The sequence below is a fragment of the Deltaproteobacteria bacterium genome, from assembly GCA_020845895.1.
Taxonomy (GTDB): domain Bacteria; phylum Lernaellota; class Lernaellaia; order JACKCT01; family JACKCT01; genus JADLEX01.
Genome location: JADLEX010000117.1, coordinates 32,543 through 49,508, shown reverse-complemented (window position 1 = coordinate 49,508; position 16,966 = coordinate 32,543). Strand labels below are relative to the sequence as shown.

The 16,966-nt window shown below is 64.0% G+C and carries 18 protein-coding genes; 14 read left to right on the top strand and 4 right to left on the bottom strand.

Going from position 1 to position 16,966, the window contains the following annotated elements:
* From IT350_16150 to gcvPB, 10 genes are all read left to right on the top strand, one after another.
* Nucleotides 1–627: hypothetical protein (locus IT350_16150; protein ID MCC6159584.1), on the top strand; the 627-nt coding region annotated here is incomplete at its 5' end.
* On the top strand, nucleotides 599–1,066 hold the full coding sequence (locus tag IT350_16145; protein MCC6159583.1) for a DUF4398 domain-containing protein: 468 nt from the start codon (nucleotides 599–601) through the stop codon (nucleotides 1,064–1,066). The genes IT350_16150 and IT350_16145, both read left to right, overlap by 29 nt.
* Nucleotides 1,063–1,380 (top strand): hypothetical protein, encoded by a 318-nt coding sequence (locus IT350_16140; protein ID MCC6159582.1) that lies wholly within the window; start codon nucleotides 1,063–1,065, stop codon nucleotides 1,378–1,380. The genes IT350_16145 and IT350_16140 overlap by 4 nt, the downstream gene beginning before the upstream one ends.
* A complete protein-coding gene (locus tag IT350_16135; protein ID MCC6159581.1) occupies nucleotides 1,377–2,690 on the top strand; it encodes a hypothetical protein in 1,314 nt (437 codons plus the stop codon). The genes IT350_16140 and IT350_16135 overlap by 4 nt, the downstream gene beginning before the upstream one ends.
* Nucleotides 2,691–2,700: 10 nt before the next feature.
* A complete protein-coding gene (locus IT350_16130) occupies nucleotides 2,701–3,768 on the top strand; it encodes a YIP1 family protein (GenBank protein MCC6159580.1) in 1,068 nt (355 codons plus the stop codon).
* Nucleotides 3,765–4,190 (top strand): DUF2752 domain-containing protein, encoded by a 426-nt coding sequence (locus IT350_16125; protein MCC6159579.1) that lies wholly within the window; start codon nucleotides 3,765–3,767, stop codon nucleotides 4,188–4,190. The genes IT350_16130 and IT350_16125 overlap by 4 nt, the downstream gene beginning before the upstream one ends.
* A 192-nt stretch (nucleotides 4,191–4,382) precedes the next feature.
* On the top strand, nucleotides 4,383–4,697 hold the full coding sequence (locus IT350_16120; GenBank protein ID MCC6159578.1) for a zinc ribbon domain-containing protein: 315 nt from the start codon (nucleotides 4,383–4,385) through the stop codon (nucleotides 4,695–4,697).
* Nucleotides 4,698–4,768: 71 nt separating this feature from the next.
* The gene (gene gcvH / locus IT350_16115; protein MCC6159577.1) at nucleotides 4,769–5,155 is read left to right on the top strand and encodes a glycine cleavage system protein GcvH; all 387 of its coding nucleotides are present in this window, start codon (nucleotides 4,769–4,771) and stop codon (nucleotides 5,153–5,155) included.
* Between the two features lie 24 nt (nucleotides 5,156–5,179).
* Complete coding sequence (gcvPA, locus tag IT350_16110) at nucleotides 5,180–6,514, top strand: aminomethyl-transferring glycine dehydrogenase subunit GcvPA (protein ID MCC6159576.1); 1,335 nt, start codon at nucleotides 5,180–5,182, stop codon at nucleotides 6,512–6,514.
* Nucleotides 6,515–6,516: 2 nt separating this feature from the next.
* A complete protein-coding gene (gene gcvPB, locus IT350_16105; GenBank protein ID MCC6159575.1) occupies nucleotides 6,517–7,956 on the top strand; it encodes an aminomethyl-transferring glycine dehydrogenase subunit GcvPB in 1,440 nt (479 codons plus the stop codon).
* Nucleotides 7,957–7,995: 39 nt separating this feature from the next.
* Here gcvPB and IT350_16100 read toward each other — a convergent pair whose 3' ends face one another.
* From IT350_16100 to IT350_16085, 4 genes are all read right to left on the bottom strand, one after another.
* Nucleotides 7,996–8,550 (bottom strand): hypothetical protein, encoded by a 555-nt coding sequence (locus tag IT350_16100; GenBank protein ID MCC6159574.1) that lies wholly within the window; start codon nucleotides 8,548–8,550, stop codon nucleotides 7,996–7,998.
* Nucleotides 8,551–8,578: 28 nt separating this feature from the next.
* Entirely contained in the window at nucleotides 8,579–10,222 is a 1,644-nt protein-coding gene (locus tag IT350_16095; protein ID MCC6159573.1) for an outer membrane protein transport protein, read from the bottom strand.
* 108 nt (nucleotides 10,223–10,330) lie between these two features.
* Nucleotides 10,331–11,719: a 30S ribosomal protein S12 methylthiotransferase RimO gene (rimO, locus tag IT350_16090; protein MCC6159572.1), complete on the bottom strand. Its 1,389-nt coding sequence runs from the start codon at nucleotides 11,717–11,719 to the stop codon at nucleotides 10,331–10,333.
* Between the two features lie 63 nt (nucleotides 11,720–11,782).
* Nucleotides 11,783–12,181 carry a hypothetical protein gene (locus tag IT350_16085; protein ID MCC6159571.1) on the bottom strand — a complete coding sequence of 133 codons (399 nt, stop codon included), beginning with the start codon at nucleotides 12,179–12,181 and terminating at the stop codon, nucleotides 11,783–11,785.
* A gap of 333 nt (nucleotides 12,182–12,514) precedes the next feature.
* On the opposite strand from IT350_16085, the gene IT350_16080 reads away from it, so the two are divergent.
* The 4 genes from IT350_16080 to mrdA all read left to right on the top strand — a co-directional run bounded on the left by IT350_16080 (nucleotide 12,515) and on the right by mrdA (nucleotide 16,947).
* Entirely contained in the window at nucleotides 12,515–13,528 is a 1,014-nt protein-coding gene (locus IT350_16080) for a rod shape-determining protein (GenBank protein MCC6159570.1), read from the top strand.
* Between the two features lie 85 nt (nucleotides 13,529–13,613).
* On the top strand, nucleotides 13,614–14,471 hold the full coding sequence (gene mreC, locus IT350_16075) for a rod shape-determining protein MreC (GenBank protein MCC6159569.1): 858 nt from the start codon (nucleotides 13,614–13,616) through the stop codon (nucleotides 14,469–14,471).
* Nucleotides 14,472–14,474: 3 nt separating this feature from the next.
* A complete protein-coding gene (gene mreD, locus IT350_16070; protein ID MCC6159568.1) occupies nucleotides 14,475–14,996 on the top strand; it encodes a rod shape-determining protein MreD in 522 nt (173 codons plus the stop codon).
* The gene (gene mrdA / locus IT350_16065; GenBank protein MCC6159567.1) at nucleotides 14,983–16,947 is read left to right on the top strand and encodes a penicillin-binding protein 2; all 1,965 of its coding nucleotides are present in this window, start codon (nucleotides 14,983–14,985) and stop codon (nucleotides 16,945–16,947) included. Before mreD ends, mrdA begins: the two co-directional genes overlap by 14 nt.
* The last annotated feature ends 19 nt before the right edge of the window (nucleotides 16,948–16,966 follow it).

The following is a 16,966-nucleotide window of genomic DNA, read 5'->3' as shown; positions in this document are numbered from 1 at the left end:
CACCCGGAATATCTGTGGTCGGCGAACACGGGCGTTTCGCCGGACTGGGTCGTGGGTCTGCACAAGGTCATCGAGAAGGACCTCGGCGGCGTCTCGATCTTCGCCAACGGCGCACTGGGCGCGATGGTGACGCCGGGCATCGCCGAGGAGACCGGGCTCGACGAGCGGCTCGAGCGTTACGCGCACTACGGGCGCAAGATCGCGCAAATGGCGGTGAAGAGCGCGGCGGGCGCGACGCCGGTCGCGAAACCGACGGTGCGCGTGCGCGAGAAGGAGATCGTGGTTCCGCTCGACAACGTGCAACTTCGCTTTATCAGCTCGCTCGGCGTGTTCGACCGCCCGTGGAACTGGCAGGGCGTGCGCACGAGCGTGGGGCTGGTTGAGATCGGCAACGTTCGGCTCATCGGCGCGCCGGGTGAGGTCTGCCCGGAACTCGGTCTCGCGCTCAAGGCAATCACGGGCCGCGAAAGATCGATGCTCGTCAGCCTGTGCAACGACGAACTCGGCTACCTGATGCCCGCGCCGTATTTCGACGACGACAACTACCACTACGAGCGCACCGTCTCTCCCGGCCCGCGCACGGCGGCGAAGCTGAACGATGCGTTGGCCGAACTGGCGTCCGGGTGAATTGACTTCGCACAGGACGCGATTCAGTCTGTCGGGCGAGATGACTTCCACAATCCATTACCTGTTCGTGCGTCGTATTCCCGCAACGATTGTGCTCCTGATCGTCGCCGGCATGTTGGCGACCGCGTGCGCGAGCGACCGGGCGATCCGCGACGCCGAAGCGGCGCTCGCCATGGCGCGTGAGGCGCACGCCGACTATCTCGCGCCGGGCGAGTTTCGCAGCGCCGAGAACTGGCTCGCCGAGGCGCATGTGCGGCTGCGCGCGGCGGATCACGACGCGGCGCAAAGCTACGCCCAGTTCGCCGAGGGTCAGGCGAATGCGGCTCTATTCGTCGCGAAGCGATACGGCACCGATCAGCCCGTCGGTCCGCCGCCGCCCGAACCATCCTCACCACGGGATGATGATGTCGAAAACCGAATGGAGGGGGACGAGCCTTGACGATTCGCGCCCTCGCCGCGTTCGTCGTTTCCGTCGCCTTGACGGGCTGCGCGTCCGTTCATTCGGACGCGAGGCTCCATCGCGTGGGCGAGTGGGCGCACTCCGGTGACGTGTTGTCTTTCCGCCGTTGCGCCCCCGTGGAATGGGCCGACGTGACGGATCACTACGAGATGGCAGTGAGGGACGTCGCCGCGCGGCGCTATCGATCGGCCACGCATCACCTCGACATCGCCGAGGCGCAGTACGCCCGCGCGCTCGAATACGTGAAAAACTGCCCGCCGGGCGGCCGAAACCCGGCGCATCCCGGCCAATGAATCCGATTTCGAAGATCATCGCGGCGCTCTTCGCGCTCATCATCGGAGCGTATCCGGTTTGCGCCGGAGCGCAGATCTCCGAAGAACCCACGCCCGAGTCGGCGGACGACGTCACGCTCCAGAAACGCCGCCAGCAGGCGCAGCTGCTTCAGAACGAGATCACCCGACTTCGCGCGCTGCCCACGCCCGATTGGCGCGAGGTCGCGGGACTCTATCACGCGGTCTTCGCGCTATTTCCGCAGGACCAAATGGGCAAGCTCGCGGTGTGGGAGTCGTATCTGAGCTGCCTCAAGGCCGGCGATCCCACATCGGCGCTCGCGGCGCTGCGTCTCATTTACAAGTCGTATCGGCACGACTCGGTCGTGGACCATCCGTTCGGTTACGAGGGCGGCAAGCCGATCCACATGCACGCCACGGCGGACGTGGAACAGGCCATGCTGTATTCGCGGTACTTTCAGTCTCCGGAGGCCGCGATCGGGCAATTGCGCAGCCTTCCGTCGCGACGTCCGGGCGCGTACGTCGGCCTCGTGAGCGAAAAGGACACCTACTACGGGCAGGTCGGCGCCATTGTTCTGCTCAAAATGGCCGAGGCGCAGTCGGTGTCGGGGCTCTACAACGACGCGATCATGAGCCTGCGCCTCGCGCTCGGCGAGTTTCGCGGCGACCACGTCGGCTCGGCGGCCGGCCTCCTGCCGATCGACGCCGCGGTGATGGAACGCCTGGGAATCGTCCTCGATGAGATGCCGGCGAGTCTCGCGAAAAAGCTCGCCGAACTGGAGGAGGCGCTTCGCCTCTCGACGAGCCAGCTCGCCCTCGCCGAGGGCCGGTTCATCCGGGCGAAACTGCACGAGAAGAACTTTCGGGAATTCGGGTCGCAGGACGACATCGCCCTCGCCGAGCGCGACTACCGCGAGATCGTCGAGCGGTTCGGCGATCTGCCCATCCGCACGACGCGCGGCGGCGAGGCGGCGGGGCCGCGCGCGGTGGTGCGCGTCGTCGATCTGTACACGAAGACGTCGAAACAATTCGACAAGATCGTCCTGATCCTGTCGGACATGGAAACCGTCGCCAAGGAACGCGGAGACCGGCCCGCGACGCAGGCGTACGCCCGGCTGCACCGCGCGGCCATCTATCTCGACCGACTCGACAATCCCCGCCAGACCATTTCGATACTCGACGGATTCGACAGAGATTTTCCGACCGTTCCCGTCTACCCGGACAACGAGAATACGAAGAAGATGCTGTTTGAGGCCGCCACGTCGCTGATGCAAAAGGCGCAGACGGCCGCGCGTCAATCGCCATCGCCTTAGAGGGTCCGTGATGCACTCGCCCTGCCCCGCCTGCGGTTCGAGCGTCGAGGTCGACAAGCCGGGAGACCGGACCTGCCCGGCCTGCGGCCACGTCTTTCACGTTTTGGCCGAGCAATTCCCGTGGGAAAGCGGAGTGCATCTGGCGAACGACGACGTGATCGAGGATCTGATCGCGAAAGGCGAGACCGCCGCGCCCCGGGCCCCGGTCGCGCCCGTCATCGCACCGGTGGTGGAAGCCGTCGGCCCGGTCGTCGCCCGTGTCGAATCCATGCCGGACGCTTGCGAAGCTTGCGGGCAACGCCCCGCCGTGCGCGCCTGTGCAGCATGCCACCGCCTGGTCTGCGAGGTCTGCGCGGCGTATCCCTCGCCATCGCTCGCGGGTTGCGCGGCGTGTTACCAAGAAGCGGGCGTCGAATTCGACGAGATGACTTCGTCCACGTTCCTGCCGATGCTGCTGCCGACGCTTCGAGAGATCGTGTTTCGACCGGCCGAGTTCTTCAGCCGTCTTCGTGTGCCGGGGCCATTGTGGCCCGCGATCGTCTTCGGCGTCATTATGGCGGTGCCCGGCGGCATCGTCACGAACCTGAGCAACATGCTCTTCCAGACGAATCTGATCGACACCCTGGCGACCCTGAACATCGACATTCCGGACGAATTCAAGTCCCAGTTCACGACCGGCGCCGGGGCTTCGACCGCGTCCTCGATCGCGTACAGTTTCTTCTACATCCTCTTCGTCCCCGTCGGCGCGTTCATCGGCTTTTTCATCAACGGCGCGATCACGCACCTGATGCTCATGATGCTCGGCGGCGCGAACGCGAAGATGGAGGATACGATTCGCGTCGTCGGATACGGAGGCGCGACATCGGTCGCGCATCTCGTGCCGTTTCTCGGTCCGCTCGTCGGATATGTCTGGAACGTGGTCGTCGTCTCCATCGGACTCTCCCGCGTCCACCGGATTCCCGGCTGGAAGGCCGTCGCCGCCGTGTTGATCCCCTTCGTATTCTGTTGTTGCAGCGCCGCGCTCATCGCGTTCGTCGTCATGGGGGCCGTCGCCGGATTCGCCGGAGCGGCTTCTTGAGCGTTCCTGTCGCGAGAGCCGTCGCCCGGCCCGTGAGCCCGAACGCGCTGCGCGGGATGTGGGTCGGCCTCATCCTCGCGGGTTGGTTCGCCGCGTTGTTCATTCCGTGGGAGGGCGTCTTTCGACACCGAACCTGCCCGTTCTTCCATCTCACGAACCTGCCATGCCCGGCTTGCGGCATGACGCGCGCGTGCGTGTTCACCGCGCACGGCGATTGGTTCCCGGCTCTCCTCGCCAATCCGCTCGGTCCCGCGATGATGGCGGCCTCGGTAATCACTCTGGGCGTGCTCGCCGTGCTGATCGCGACCAACGCGCCGCGATGGCCCGTCGAGGACTACCTTCGCGATCGCCCGTGGATTCGCGTCGCGGCGGCGGCGATCCTGATCCTCAACTGGGCCGGTCAGATCGCCCGAAGCTGGTGATTTCACGGAACTTTTCCCCTTGCGTTCACGCCACGCAATTCGTTGATTTCTCGAAGCAAAAGGGGGTCCACGTCGCTTGACTTGGCCCCTGAAGTGACTATGTTTGTGCGCGAGCCGCGCTGGGCGACACCCACGCGCCGGTTGAAACCCGTTCATCCATACGAATGACCTGTTTCAACGCGGAGACCACCGATGCCGATTTACGAATACCACTGCGAAAAATGCGACCGGATCCTCGAGGTGAACCAGCGGATCAGCGACGCCCCGCTGACGACGTGCCCCTCGTGCGAAGACCCCGGTTCGCTGAAGAAACTGATCAGCCGATCCAGCTTCCACCTCAAGGGCGGCGGCTGGTACACAACCGATTACGCCCGCGCGGGCGCAAAGGACACCGCGGACGCGAAGGACAGCGTCTCAACCAAGTCGGAGTCCTCGTCCGAAACGAAGAGCGATGCCGCTCCCGCCTGCGGCCAAGGGGCCTGCGCGGCTTGCACCGCCGACGCGTGACCGTTTGAAATCCTGATTTTTCGTGAATGCGCTCCCGCCTTTGTCGCGGGGGCTTTGCCCGGGAGATTTTCATGAGCGTCCCTGCCGACCTGCTCTTCACCAAGGATCACGAATGGGCCCGGATCGAGGGCGACACCGCGCGCATCGGAGTCACGCACTACGCGCAGGACTCGCTGGGTGAGATCGTCTTCGTCGAGTTGCCCGAGGTCGGCCGCACGATCGCCGCGGGCGGTACCTTCGGATCGGTCGAGAGCGTCAAGGCGGTGAGCGACCTGTTCGCGCCGCTGTCGGGCGTCGTGGCCGCCGTCAACAAGGCCCTCGTCGATACGCCCGAAACCGTGAACCGCGACCCTTACGGCGATGGCTGGATGATCCAGGTAAAACTGTCCGATCCCGCCGAGACCGCCGCGCTTCTTGCCCCCGCCGATTACGAAAAGCTGCTGTCCGAGGAGAGCTGAACCCCCACTCCCGGGATTTTTTCCATGCGTTACATTCCGCACACCGATGACGACATCCGGGTGATGTTGTCGCGCATCGGTCTGGCCGACGTTTCCACCCTGTTCGACTGCATCCCCAAGGCCCTCCAGCTCCAGCGCGATCTCGATCTTCCCCCGCCGCTATCGGAACCCGAACTCGAACGCCACTTGTCGAATCTCGCCGAACTCAACGACGGCGCGACGATGACCTCGTTTCTCGGCGGCGGCGCGTATCGGCATCATTCGCCCGCGGCGATCAACCAGCTTTTGCTGCGCGGCGAGTTTTTCACGGCCTACACCCCGTATCAGGCCGAGGTCGCGCAGGGGACGCTTCAGGCGATCTTCGAGTTCCAGACGATGATCTCGCGCCTGTTTGGTCTCGATGTCGCGAACGCATCGATGTACGACGGCGCATCGGCGACGGCCGAGGCCGTGCTGATGGCCGCGCGTCTGCGCAAGGGCCGCAAGGTGCTCGTCGCGGGATCGCTCAACCCATCGTATCGCGCCGTCATCGAGACCTACACGCAATTCGGCGACCTCGAACTCGTCACGATCCCCTTTGGTGCGGACGGCCGCATTGATCGCAATGCCCTCGCGTCGATGCCCGTCGCCGAGGCGTGCGCCGTGGTGGTCGCATCGCCCAACTTCTTCGGCGTGATCGAGGATCTCGCCGCTCTGCGGGCCGCCGTCAACGGCGATGCGATATTTGTCGTTTCGTTTTCGGAACCTTTAGCGTACGCGATGCTGCGTCCGCCCGGTGCGTGCGGCGCGGATATCGCAGCAGGCGAGGGCGCGAGCTTCGGCCTCGCCACGAGCTTCGGCGGTCCCTATCTGGGCCTGTTCGCGACGAAAAAAGAGTTCGTCCGCTCCATGCCCGGCCGCCTCGCGGGCGAAACGGTCGACACGCGCGGCGAGCGCGGCTACGTGCTCACGCTCTCCACGCGCGAGCAGCACATCCGCCGCGAAAAGGCCACCAGCAATATCTGCACGAATCAGGCACTGTGTGCGCTCGCGGCGTCGATCTACCTGTCGCTCCACGGCAAGGCCGGTCTTCCCGCCCTCGCGAAACTCAATCGCGATCTCGCCCAAACCGCCAAGGCGAAACTCACCGCGGCCGGCGCGGCGCTCCGGTTCGCCGCACCGACCTTCAACGAATTCGTCATGCGTCTGCCGCGTTCGGCCGCCGACGTGGTCGCGGCCTCGCGGAAACAGGGATTGATTCCGGGTCTGCCGCTCGCGGGGCTCGACGGCTTCGACGACCGCGACCTGCTGGTGTGCGTGACCGAGCTCAACACCACCGACGACATCGACCGCCTCGCGCGAATCGTGCGGGAGGGCTGACCATGACGACCACGCATGAACCCACGCTCTTCGAAAAGTCGCGACCGGGCCGCACGGGGTACTCGATTCCCACGTGCGCCGCTTCGGCGAGCGATCTGCCCGCCGAACTCGCGCGCGAGACGGCCGTGGAACTGCCGGAGTTGTCCGAGGTCGACGTCGTCCGCCACTACACGCGACTGTCGCAGCGCAATTTCGGCATCGATCTCGGGATGTATCCGCTCGGCAGTTGCACCATGAAGTACAACCCGCGCATCAACGAGGCGACCGCGCGGTATTCCGGCTTCGCGAAGTTGCACCCGCACACACCGCCGACGCAGGCCCAGGGCGCGCTCGCGCTGATGCACGAACTTCAGAACATGCTCGCCGAGATTTCGGGCTTGGGCGCCGTTTCGCTCCAGCCTGCCGCCGGCGCGCACGGCGAGATGACCGGCCTGATGGTGATCCGCGCATATCACACCAAGAACGGGAATCCGCGCAAAAAGGTGCTGATCCCAGATACCGCGCACGGCACCAACCCGGCGTCGAGCACGATCTGTAATTACGAGGTCGAGACGGTCGGCAGCGACGCGCACGGCGGCATCGACCTCGACGCGCTCGCGGCGAAGATGAACGAAGACGTGGCCGCGCTGATGATCACGAACCCGAACACGCTCGGGCTCTTCGAGTCGCGCATCGCCGAAGCCGCGAAGATCGTTCACGATCGCGGCGGCCTCGTGTATTGCGACGGCGCGAATCTGAACGCGATTCTCGGCATCACGCGCCCGGGCGATTTCGGCGCCGACGTCATGCACATCAACCTGCACAAGACCTTCACCACCCCTCACGGCGGCGGCGGTCCCGGCGCGGGTCCCGTCGCGGTGCGCGATTTTCTCGCGCCCTTCCTGCCGGTTCCGGCCATCGTGAAAACCGCGAACGGCTACGATTGGGACTACGACCGGCCCGATTCCGTCGGCAAGGTGCACGCCTTTTTCGGCAACTTCGGCATGCTGGTGCGCGCGTACACGTACATCCGCGAGATGGGAGCCAAGGGGCTCGCGAAGGTCTCCGCGATGGCCGTGCTCAACGCCACCTACATCAAGGAGTCGCTGAAGGACGTCTATCACCTCGCGTACGACGAACCGTGCATGCACGAGTGCGTGCTGTCCGACAAGGGCATGCCCGGCGGCGTGACGACGATGGACATCGCGAAGCGCCTGATGGACTACGGATTCCACCCGCCGACGGTGTATTTCCCGCTGATCGTCAAGGGCTCGATCATGATCGAGCCCACCGAGACGGAGAGTCTCGAAAACTGCGACCGGTTCATCGAGGCGATGAAGGAAATCCGCCGAGACGCCGAGACGAATCCGGACATGATCCACGAAGCGCCGCATCACGCACCGGTCACGCGACTCAACGACGTGCAGGCGGCGAAACGGATGCGGCTGACGGCGGATCTCTGAGTATCCGGGATCGGCGCGGGGCGAATCGGCTCCGCGCCGTCACGCCTTCTTCAAACGCAGATCCAGCATCGAAGCCGCCGATCCCGATTTCGGCTTTTCCGTGAGGAGCGGCTTGGTCGGCGTCGCGGACTTCGTCGGCGGCGTCACCGGGGCGACGGGTTTTGGTGCGCTCCTGCGCGCGGGCTTCGGTTTGAGAAGATCGATCCCGCGCGTGAGCGACGCCGGATCGCGGTGCGTTTCCTTGGTCGTTAACACGGGCTTCGACGCGGGCATGGTCGGTCGTACCGAGGCGGACTCGACGGCGGATTCGAGTTCGTCCACGAGCCACGAGACGCGATCGAGATCGGCCTCGACGTCGCGAAAACGGCCCTGCACCTTTCCGATCGTTCGCTCGACCTTGTCGTGATCGGAGAACGACGGCACGCCGAGAAAGTCCCAGACCTCGCGAAGGTTGCGATCGACCTTCGCCTTCGTCTTCATCGCCCCCTGAACGATCTTCATGCCGGTCGGCGACGCGAGCAGCGTCATCGCGACAACGGCGGGTTTCTTCCCGCGAAGTTCCTTGACCGAATTCAACGCGCCCCGGAAATCCATATCGTCCTCCGCGAATCCCACGGCGTCGTCACCACGAGACGCCCGCCTGAAGTCCGCCGGCCGTCACATAGCCCGCCGCGCGTACGCGCTCGAAGGGCATGTCGGCATCGATTAGATCCTTCGACCAGCGCACGGGTTCGAGGTATCGGTATTGAAAGAAGGTGTCAAGGTGAAAACGCTCGTTGAACGATGCGCCGAGTCCGAGCGACGCGGTGTGACGGTCCGGATCGACGAGGTTCACATATCCCCGGCTCATCTCGAACGGGCTCGGCTCATACGCATAGCCGCCCCGGATCTTCAGGTCGAGCGTGCCCGTCCACCACGGCCCGCGCATGGGCAAAAAGCGATATTCCGCGCCGAGTTTCGGATGGATCACGTCGTGGACCGGTGGACGCAGCGGCGCGCGAAACTTCACGGGAATTGAAAGCGAGGCGTCCATTCCGGGAATCGCGATCGAGACCGGCGGCACCGGTCCGACCGTGCCGAGAACCGGGATCGTGAGATTCTGGATGCGCGCGCGCACGTTCGCCGGAAGCGTCTGGATGTTGACGTTCAGGTCGTCGATCAGAATCTCCATCTCGGGGCTTTCCATTTCGGACCAGTCGGCCCACGTGGCGTCGAGCGACACCGTCCACTGGTCCGTCGGGTCGTAAGCCCCGCCCACCGTGGTCTGCTGCGGCGCCCAGAAGTCCACCATGGCGAGCGTCCCCTGCAGCGACGCCTGCGCGCTCGCGATCACCGACCCTTCGATCGACGCGATCTCGAGCGGAATTTCAAGCGGATCGTCCCCCAAGGCGGGGATGTGGATCTGAACGACGGTCTTGATGGGATTGTCCGCACTCGCGAGCTGCAGTTGCGAAAGATCGACCTCGTAGTCGCGCAGGATCACGTCGGCCGCGGCGTCCACTTTCACGTCCCACTCGAACTGGGCGCGGTAACTCGCGCCGAATCGCCAGCGCGGATTCGGCTGATAGAACACTCCCGCGAACGGCTGCGTGGTCCACGGAAACTCGATGGTGAGTTCGCTGTTGTTTTCAAGTTCCGATGAAGAGGTGGTCTGATCTTTTTGATCCCGCACTTCGAGGGGAATGTAGAGATCGCCATCCACCTTGATGAACACCGTCGTGCCGAATCCGATCGCCAGTCCGGGGACGATCGTCACCGACGCACCGAGAAACGCCGTCCCGCGCTCGGGATAGTGATCGTAGCGGATGAAGTTGGGTTCGTGCGTGCTCAGGGGACGCAGCGTCACGGCGGATTGCTGCGGGGCGTAGAACCCCATCGCCGCCTTGAAGCGCTCGTGCGGGGAGAGCACGACGCCGAACTCCGTGCCCTGCACGTCGGGCAGGTCGGTCTTTTTTCTCTCCAGATTTTCGAGCGAGTCGCGCTTTCGCCGCGAGATGCCGGGGGCGGGATCGAGTTGCAGGTCGGCATGCGGTTTCGCCACGAAGAGACCGACCTGCATGAGGTTCTCGTGGCGTTGCGAGAGCGCGGCGGGATTATAGTAGAGCGCCGAAACGTCGTCGGCCACCGCAGTGTAGGCGCCGCCCATGCCCCGGGCGCGAGCGCCGAATCCGTAGGAATCGAGAGGACTTGCGACGGCAGACGTTGATCGCGCCAGCGCGTAGACCAGAAATCCGAAAAACGTGAATAAGGAAACGCGCCTGATCATGACACCGCGCCGGAAGCCCTGTCGTGGTCCCGGAAAATTCGATGAAATTCGCCGCGAGAACGCGCCCGAGTTATATCGCGCGCGCACCCACGGCGCAATGCGGGGCTTTCAATCCGCGCTCGAGGTGACCGTGGCGAAGAGGTCGTATTCGCTGGAGTCGTCGATCCGTCCGCGAACGATGTCGCCCGGTTCGAGCATCACGCCTCGCGGCGCGGCGAGGAACGTGATGCCGTCGATATCCGGCGCCTGAAAGACGCAGCGCCCGGCATAGCGATATCGATCGCCGCGCTCAGCCGCGAGTTCTTCCTCAACGAGGATCTCGACCTCCTGCCCCACTCGCTCGGCCAGTTTTTCGGCCGAGACGCGTTGTTGCAGACGCATCAACCGGTCGAGTCGCTCCTTCGCGATGTCGGGATCGATCTGCGGCGTCATGCGGTAGGCGGGCGTGTGCTCTTCGCGGCTGTAGGCGAACGCGCCGAGGTGATCGAAACGCGCCCTTTCGACGAATGCGAGCAGATCCTCGAAGTCGGCTTCGGATTCGCCGGGTGCGCCGACGACGAGCGTGGTGCGAATCGCGATGCCGGGGACGCGTTCGCGCAGACGTGCGAGAAGGCGTTCATGCCCGGCGCGATCCATGTGCCGGTTCATCGACGCCAGCATCGGATCGGCGATGTGCTGGAACGGTACGTCGAGGTACGGCACGACGACGGGGTTCGACGCGATGGCATCGATCACCTCATCGCCGAACTCCGCCGGATGCGCATACATGAGACGCACCCAGCGCAACCCCTCGACCATTGCCAACTCGTCGAGAAGCGCCACGAGCTGACGGCGTCCGTCGAGATCGATGCCGTACGAGGTGAGATCCTGCGCGACGAGCGAGAGTTCGACGACGCCCTGATCGGCGAGCGATCGAGCCTCGGCGACGAGTTCGGGAATGGGAATCGACCGCTGCGCGCCGCGGATGCGTGGAATCGTGCAAAACGTGCAGCCCTGGTTGCAGCCATCGGAGATCTTCAGATAGGTCGCCCAAAACGGGCCTGACAAAAGCCGCTCACCCTCGACCGGGTCGTTGAGACCGCGGCTCGAAAACTCCCAGAGCCGATGCCGCTCGAGAAACCACTGGTCGGCGAGCTCCGCCAGCTTGGTCATCTCGCGGACGCCGATCACGAGATCCAGATCGGTGAGTTCGTCAACGAGTTCGGTGCGGTAGCGATCGGGCAGGCATCCCGCGGCGACAAGGAGCGTGGTGTCACCGCGTTTCTTGAACTCGATTTCCTCGAGCAGCGTGTCCACCGATTCCTGCGCCGACGCCGCGATGAATCCGCAGGTCGTCACGACGACCACGTCGGCGGGACCGGTCTCGATGAGGCGATACCCCGAGCGCGCGAAATTGCCGGCAACGCGCTCCGAATCCACGAGATTCTTGGCGCAGCCCAGCGCAACCATGCGCATGGTGCGCCGCCGCGCGGGCGCGTCCGTCAGTTCCGTCGTCATGGCGTTTTCCGTCTTGGCCGGCTCGCGAGGCGGTTCGTCCGACCGAGCACTCCGGCGCGCCGCCTAATTATTATCCTGGATCCAAAGATACAAGATGATCGCGGTCACGACGAAGAAGCCGACAATGAAGGTGAGCAACGGCACCAGCTTGGTCGTCCCCTGCTCCATGTAGTTGGTCACGTCCACGTTGGTCGAGCCGAGGCTGTAGTGGTAAGCGAGTCCGTAGCCCCACGCGGCGATGGGGACGATCAGGGGCTTGCTGTTCTTTCGGGCGAACGCCGCGATCACGAACAGGACGCTGACCGCAATGATGTAGGGGTTGAGCAAAAACTCCATCGCGTTGCGTTCGGTCGCCGCGGTCACGAGCTTGGCCCAGTTTGATGTCAGAAAATCCCCGACGCTCTGCGTCAAAAACCACTCGGCGCGAAGACCCGCACTCGGGCCAAACAGAAGCGTGACCATGTCGTCTCCCTGGTGTCTCGACTCCGCCATATAGTGAACCGACCGTTTTTTTCGTCAAGACGCACTGACCGAAAGTCAGACATCGGGACGCGGCCGAATTGAGAAACCTCCATCCATTCCACAATCCGAAATTTCCCCAGTCCCACGTTGAGCCGGAGATTCCGCGCCTCGCACCAATCCCGCGTAAAATTGCGAATTTCAAGGGTTTTTTTGTCGGAAGGCGATCCGCCGCGCGCGCCGCCGTGGCCTTGCCCCCACCGGATTCGTTCGGTATAAACAGTGAGCTTTTCGAGGATTTACGAGACAGCCATGTTTTTTGACTACCTCGCCGGCATGTTCTCGCAGGACATGGCGATCGATTTGGGAACGGCGAACACACTGGTCTATATGAAAGGCCGGGGAATCGCCTTCTCAGAGCCTTCGGTCGTCGCCGTCCAGAAGGACTACCGGGGCATGAAGCGCGTCCTCGCCGTCGGCAAGGAGGCGAAGATGATGGTCGGCCGAACGCCGGGCCACATCTACGCCATCCGCCCGATGCGCGAAGGCGTCATCGCCGACTTCGAAGTCACCCGCGAGATGCTCCGCTACTTCATCCGCAAAGCGCACAACCGTAAGACGCTCGTGCGCCCCCGGATCATCATCTCGGTCCCCTTCGGCATCACCGAGGTCGAAAAACGCGCGGTCAAGGAAAGCGCGATGAGCGCGGGCGCCCGCGAGGTCTATCTGGTCGAGGAGCCGATGGCGGCCGCGATCGGCGCGGGCCTGCCGATCACCGAACCGTCGGGAAACATGATCGTCGATATCGGCGGCGGCACGACCGAGGTCGCGGTCATTTCGCTGGCGGGCATCGTCCTATCGCAGTCGGTCCGCATCGCCGGCGACAAGATGGACGAGGCGATCATCCAGTTCCTCAAACGCAAGTACAACCTGTTCATCGGCGAATCGACGGCCGAGCGCATCAAGATGACGATCGGCACCGCGTATCACACGGACGAGCTGATGACGATGGAGGTCAAGGGACGCGACCTGGTCGCGGGCGTTCCCAAGACCATCGAGATCAATTCGGATGAGATTCGCGATTCGATGATCGAGCCGATCAACGCGATCGTACAGGCGGTGCGTCTGGCGCTTGAACGCACGCCGCCGGAACTCGCGAGCGATATCGTGGACAAGGGGATCGTTCTGGCCGGCGGCGGCGCGCTGCTGCGCCATGTCGACGTGTTGCTGCGCGAAGAGACCGGGTTGCCCATCACGATCTGCGACGATCCGTTGTCGGCGGTCGTGCTGGGCACCGGCAAGATGCTGGACGAGCTGGATCTCCTGCGCCAGGTGGCGATCCAGGCCTGAGTCGGATAGGGGGGGCCGCACCGTGGCGAGGGGCCGGTGCGGGTAAGTCGGGGTTTCGTTTCGGGTCCGGCGGCAACGCGGCGCGATGAGAGATTTTTTTCGGCAATACCGGGTCCTGCTGGCCCTCATCGCCCTCATTTTGCTGGGTCTTCACATCGCTTCGTCCGCGCTCAACCGCGGCGAGGAAACCGGCCCCGTCGGCCGCGTGGTTTTGGCGATCTACTCTCCCATCCACCGCGTCGTTTCCTGGCCGTTCACGAAAACCTCTTCGATTTTTCATCGCTACTTCGCGCTCGTGGGGCTGCGTGCCGAAAACGATATCCTGCGCCGCGACAACGACGCCCTGCTCGCACAGGTGGCGCAGCTCTCGTCGATTCAGGCGGAAAATGATCGCCTTCACGAACTGTTGAAGTTCAGAACCCCGACGAAGGCGGCGCCCGTCTATGCGCGCATCATCGCGCGCTCGACGTCGCCGGAGTTCCGCACGATGGTCATCGACAAGGGCACGGACGACGGCGTGAACCGCAACATGATCGCGCTTGCGCCCGGCGGGCTGGTCGGGCACGTGCATGCCGTCGCCGGAAACGCCGCGAAGATCCTGCTCATCACCGACGCGGCATCCGTCGTCGACGCGGTCGTGCAACGCACACGCGCGGCCGGCATCGTCAAGGGACGCAGCCAGAACATGTGCACGTTCGATTTCCTCGCGCGCACCGAGGACATCGAAAACGGCGACCTGATCGTGACTTCCGGGATTGGCGGCATCTTCACCGCGGGACACCCCATCGGTCGGGTGTCGATCGTCGACCGCGAAGCCTCGGACATGTTCCTCGTCGTGGAGATCACGCCCTCGGTCGTCTTCGAAAATCTCGAGGAAGTCATCCTGTTGCCGGGCGCCGCGCCCCCGCCCGCGATCGCCTCGCCGCTCGATACGGGAAACTGACCCATGCGCTGGTTTCTCTATTTCGTCGCCGGCCTCGTCGGTCTGGTCCTCGAAAACTTCGCCGTGATCCACGTCCCGATCCACGGTTGCGGGCCGCAGTTCACGCTTCTGTTCGTGGCGTTTCTGGGCCTCGGCGAGACGCCGGTCCGACATCTCGCGCTCGCCTTCGGGTTTGGGTATCTGACCGACGCGCTCGTCTCCACGGTTCCGGGTTTCGGAGCGATCGCCTTCACGATGGTGTGCGTTGCGGTCATTGCGCTCAGTCGGTTCCTCTACATGCGGAGCCTGTCGTCGCTGTTTCTGGTCACCGTGATCGCCAGCGTGTTGTGGCCGACCGTCCGCTGGTTCCTGCTGACGTTTTTCGGGCGCGGTGCGCACATGGCGTCGGCCCTGTTCGCCACGTTGCCGCTCCAGACGGCGATCAATCTCGGCGCGGCGATCGTTTTCTTTCCCATTCTCTTCCGAATCCACGAGGCGACCGACACGGGCTCGCGCGACGGCGGATACCTGCATGATTATCGGTAAACCGTCGGGGGAACAGGGCGGATTCGCCGAGGACCAGGAACGCAACCCCACTCCGTACTACGTGGCGATCATCATCGCGTTCCTCATTTTGCTCTCCAAACTCTGGTATCTTCAGGTCATTCAGGGAACGGAGCTCGCCGACCAGTCCGACCGCCACCGGATCCGCGATCATCGCATCCCCGCCGCGCGAGGGATCATTCTGGATCGAAACAAAGAAGTGCTGGCGCAAAATCGCCCCAGCTACAATCTGTTCTTTCATTACGCATCCTTGCCTAAGGAGGAGCGCCTCCCGTTCTTGGAAACCGCGTGCAAGGAATACGACATCGAGTTCGAGACGGCGAAGCGGCGGTACGAAGCGTCGCGCGACAACCAGCCGGTCAAAATCAAAACCGACATCACCCGGGACGAAGTCGCGATCATCAAGACGCGCAGTATGACCTTCGGACGAAATTTTCCGCTCGAGGTCGAGGTCGAGAGCATCCGCGAATACCCGCACGGCACGATGGGCGCGCATCTGCTGGGTTACACGGCGGAGATCGACAAACCGCGTCTCGAGTTGCCGAAATACGAGGGATATCGACCGGGCGATCTGGTCGGAAAAACCGGTCTCGAGGAAGCTTACGAGGAATACCTGGCGGGCGTCTTCGGATGGAAGCGCGTCGAGGTCAACGCGCGCGGCATCCCGATTCAGGAGCTCGCCGTGGAGAAGGGCATCGCCGGGCGCAATCTGGTGCTCAACGTCGATCTGGACCTGATGAAATCGGCGCAGCGTGCGCTTGGGACTTCGGCGGGGGCGGTCGTGGCTCTCGATCCCCGCGATGGCCGCGTCATCGTCGCGCTCTCGAATCCGAGCTTCGGGCCATCGATCTTCTCGCGACCGATCCCGCACGATGTGTGGGACAAGCTCGTGAATGATCCGAAGCATCCGCTGCAAAACAAGTTCGCGGCGGGCATGTATCCACCGGGCTCTACCTTCAAGGTCGTCACCGCGCTCGCCGCGTTGGAGAGCGGCGCAATGACCGCGTCGTCGCAGGTGACTTGCCTGGGCAAGTGGAAGTTCGGCGGTCGCGACTTCCGCTGCCACAACGAGAAAGGCCACGGCGCGGTCGATTTGCATCGTGCGATCGTGCATTCGTGCGACGTGTATTTCTACAAGGTCGGTTTTCAGATGGGGATCGACGTGATCGCCGAGTATTCCCGTGCGCTCGGACTCGGAGCGCGGACCGGGCTCGACATCGTCGGGGAGAAAGGCGGTCTAGTCCCCGACAAAAAATGGAAAGAAGAGACCTACAAACAGGGCTGGATGCCGGGCGACACGCTGTCCGCGGCGATCGGCCAAGGTTCGATGCTCGCGACGCCGTTGCAGATGGCCGTCGTGTACTCGGTCTTCGCCAACGGAGGCACGCTCTACCGGCCGCAACTGCTCGACCACGTCGAGGACGTCAACGGAGAGATCATCAAGAGCTACGAGCCCGAGGTCATTCGCCAACTCAACGTCTCCAAACGGAACCTGCGCCTCGTTCACAGCGGACTGATCGGGGTCGTCAACGATCCCGGCGGCACCGGCGGGCGCGCGCGCATGGCCTCGGTGACCGTCGCGGGCAAGACCGGTACGAGTCAGGTTCGCGCGATCGGCGCTGTCCGCAAGCATGTCAGCACCCTCGCCTACGAGCACCGCGACCACGCGTGGTTCACGTGCTACGCCCCCGCGGAAGATCCGGAGATCGTCGTGGCCGTGCTCATCGAGCACTCGGGCCACGGCGGCGTGATGGCCGCGCCGATTGCCAATCAGGTGCTCGGCTCCTATTTTCAACTCAAGCGAAAACGCGAAGGTCGGCCCGAACCCGAATCCGTCCAGGCCGTGGAGATCGGCGACGAAGACGCGGTCGTCTTCGAGCCGGTCGCGGAGGAACCCGGACCGGCGGCCGGCGACGGATCGATCACGGACTGACACGGAATGACGAATGGCG

Bases quoted from the DNA above. Each gene is read 5' to 3' on its own strand.
- mreD (MCC6159568.1), top strand. From the start codon at position 14,475: ATGCGCTGGTTTCTCTATTTCGTCGCCGGCCTCGTCGGTCTGGTCCTC.
- gcvPA (MCC6159576.1), top strand. From the start codon at position 5,180: ATGCGTTACATTCCGCACACCGATGACGACATCCGGGTGATGTTGTCG.
- IT350_16120 (MCC6159578.1), top strand. From the start codon at position 4,383: ATGCCGATTTACGAATACCACTGCGAAAAATGCGACCGGATCCTCGAG.
- gcvH (MCC6159577.1), top strand. From the start codon at position 4,769: ATGAGCGTCCCTGCCGACCTGCTCTTCACCAAGGATCACGAATGGGCC.
- IT350_16130 (MCC6159580.1), top strand. From the start codon at position 2,701: ATGCACTCGCCCTGCCCCGCCTGCGGTTCGAGCGTCGAGGTCGACAAG.
- IT350_16085 (MCC6159571.1), bottom strand. From the start codon at position 12,181: ATGGTCACGCTTCTGTTTGGCCCGAGTGCGGGTCTTCGCGCCGAGTGG.
- IT350_16080 (MCC6159570.1), top strand. From the start codon at position 12,515: ATGTTCTCGCAGGACATGGCGATCGATTTGGGAACGGCGAACACACTG.
- mrdA (MCC6159567.1), top strand. From the start codon at position 14,983: ATGATTATCGGTAAACCGTCGGGGGAACAGGGCGGATTCGCCGAGGAC.
- mreC (MCC6159569.1), top strand. From the start codon at position 13,614: ATGAGAGATTTTTTTCGGCAATACCGGGTCCTGCTGGCCCTCATCGCC.
- IT350_16135 (MCC6159581.1), top strand. From the start codon at position 1,377: ATGAATCCGATTTCGAAGATCATCGCGGCGCTCTTCGCGCTCATCATC.
- IT350_16100 (MCC6159574.1), bottom strand. From the start codon at position 8,550: ATGGATTTCCGGGGCGCGTTGAATTCGGTCAAGGAACTTCGCGGGAAG.
- IT350_16145 (MCC6159583.1), top strand. From the start codon at position 599: ATGCGTTGGCCGAACTGGCGTCCGGGTGAATTGACTTCGCACAGGACG.
- IT350_16095 (MCC6159573.1), bottom strand. From the start codon at position 10,222: ATGATCAGGCGCGTTTCCTTATTCACGTTTTTCGGATTTCTGGTCTAC.
- gcvPB (MCC6159575.1), top strand. From the start codon at position 6,517: ATGACGACCACGCATGAACCCACGCTCTTCGAAAAGTCGCGACCGGGC.
- rimO (MCC6159572.1), bottom strand. From the start codon at position 11,719: ATGACGACGGAACTGACGGACGCGCCCGCGCGGCGGCGCACCATGCGC.